1 protein-coding gene is annotated in these 1416 nt (G+C 49.8%); it reads left to right on the top strand.

Annotated features, from left to right (window positions below; all coding sequences use genetic code 11):
* Positions 1–286 precede the first annotated feature (286 nt).
* Positions 287–1249 carry a DUF4253 domain-containing protein gene (locus EI185_RS17480; RefSeq protein ID WP_189836458.1) on the top strand — a complete coding sequence of 321 codons (963 nt, stop codon included), beginning with the start codon at positions 287–289 and terminating at the stop codon, positions 1247–1249.
* The last annotated feature ends 167 nt before the right edge of the window (positions 1250–1416 follow it).

The raw sequence follows: 1416 nt of genomic DNA, 5'->3' as shown, positions 1-1416 counted from the left end.
TGATGAAATGATCGAAATTCCATCATGGCACTGGTTGCCGTTCGCGGAAACTTCTCCGCTGCCTCGGGACGGGGAAGTCCCTTTCATTCGTTAGCCATACTCGATGACGACGCGCACGGTCATTCAATACAAGCCATGGATTCAGATTGCATTAGCGTTGGCTGTGCCACTTTTTCTATATGCTGGCTTGTACCTGCTTTGGCTGCCAATTTCTGAACGATTGTGGGAGACGCCACAATCATTTATTTATGTGCCGATAGGCCTGTTTATGGGATATGTGGGTCTTATGGCCACATCATTAATCCCGTTCTTGTTTCACAAGCTAATACTAACGAGCGAGGGGATTCAGATAGTAAATGCTCGGAACAACATCCATCACCTGCGATGGTCTGAAATCGGTAAGTACAAGGAGCACGAAGTGCTTCAAATATTCAAGATCTACGATAAACAAAGTAAGCTGGTCTATGCAGTAGACTTCAAAGCTGAAAACTTCCCATTGCTATCGATCCAGTTTCGCCAACGCTTCGCCCCCATAGCAGTGGCAGTGCACGAACCTCAAGTGATACATGAGAATGACTTAAAAGAGGTCCTCAATAGTTACCCACTTCCCTATAGAGTTGACATTGCCCACACCAGGAGGGAGTACGACGCGCTCCTGGCATCCGCAGCCCCTAAATGTGTTGTGCTACTTGGCGGCTTACACGATATCGAAAACCATTCGATATCACCTCGCACCCTTGCTACGTCGCCCGCAGAAATAATCGCACTCGCTGCTACATTTGATGTGAGCGAATGGGCCTCAGCAGAGACAATAGATAATGCACGCAGAGACCTAGGCAATTCTTTGGGCCGCTGGCCCACAGACACACCCGAACGATCACTAAGCGTGCATCCTTCCGGGATGGACGCATGGCTCAGCGGGGACACATGTGCAGCAGTCCTGCCTACTACCAGTTCCTGGTCTGCCCCCGCATATTTACCGTTCGCTGATCTTGATCAATGCCCAGCACCTTACATTCATGTCGCTCTCGCCAAGCGGTGGCATGAACAGTTCGGAGCAGAAATAGTTGCAATTACTTCTTACACTGTAGAGTTCAAGGTAGGCAGGCCCCCAACAAATCGAGCCGCTTGCGAACAACTTGCATGGGAGCACCTGCTCTATGCTCCAGAATGCCTTGGGGAGGACGCTATTCTCGACTACGCCCATTCACTCAAAGACACTGCAACATGGTTCTTCCTATGGGATTAATGGCTAACAATCGCTTCGAGTGGGACGCTCCAACAGCCGGCTTCGCCGCCTGTTTCCGCGCCCCTCAAGCTGCACGTTAGCCCTTAAAATGCCACGCAAGCCTGCTCATCATTCATTTATTAAAGCCATTATTGAAGGCCAAGTTAAACGCGTTCGAAATATGTGTC

It is taken from the genome of Sulfuriferula multivorans, assembly GCF_003851125.1.
Classification (GTDB): domain Bacteria; phylum Pseudomonadota; class Gammaproteobacteria; order Burkholderiales; family Sulfuriferulaceae; genus Sulfuriferula; species Sulfuriferula multivorans.
This window is presented reverse-complemented; position numbering and strand designations above follow the sequence as displayed.

Bases quoted from the DNA above. Each gene is read 5' to 3' on its own strand.
- EI185_RS17480 (WP_189836458.1), top strand. From the start codon at position 287: ATGGCCACATCATTAATCCCGTTCTTGTTTCACAAGCTAATACTAACG.